Source organism: Streptomyces sp. 13-12-16, from assembly GCF_002114215.1.
In the GTDB taxonomy this organism is placed as follows: domain Bacteria; phylum Actinomycetota; class Actinomycetes; order Streptomycetales; family Streptomycetaceae; genus Streptomyces.
This window is the reverse complement of the sequence record NZ_NCTE01000031.1, coordinates 1-551: the sequence shown is the minus strand read 5'-3', so window position 1 is coordinate 551 and position 551 is coordinate 1. Positions and strand designations below refer to the sequence as shown.

Sequence of the window (551 nt, the reverse complement as noted above, 5' to 3'; positions counted from 1 at the left end):
GCAGGATGAGCCCGCGGCCTATCAGCTTGTTGGTGAGGTAACGGCTCACCAAGGCGACGACGGGTAGCCGGCCTGAGAGGGCGACCGGCCACACTGGGACTGAGACACGGCCCAGACTCCTACGGGAGGCAGCAGTGGGGAATATTGCACAATGGGCGCAAGCCTGATGCAGCGACGCCGCGTGAGGGATGACGGCCTTCGGGTTGTAAACCTCTTTCAGCAGGGAAGAAGCGCAAGTGACGGTACCTGCAGAAGAAGCGCCGGCTAACTACGTGCCAGCAGCCGCGGTAATACGTAGGGCGCGAGCGTTGTCCGGAATTATTGGGCGTAAAGAGCTCGTAGGCGGCTTGTCGCGTCGGTTGTGAAAGCCCGGGGCTTAACCCCGGGTCTGCAGTCGATACGGGCAGGCTAGAGTTCGGTAGGGGAGATCGGAATTCCTGGTGTAGCGGTGAAATGCGCAGATATCAGGAGGAACACCGGTGGCGAAGGCGGATCTCTGGGCCGATACTGACGCTGAGGAGCGAAAGCGTGGGGAGCGAACAGGATTAGAT

The 551-nt window shown here is 60.8% G+C and carries 1 rRNA gene; it reads left to right on the top strand.

Features of this window, described 5'->3' with window-relative positions:
• Positions 1-551: ribosomal RNA gene (locus B7767_RS01525) — 16S ribosomal RNA — on the top strand; the annotation flags it as partial.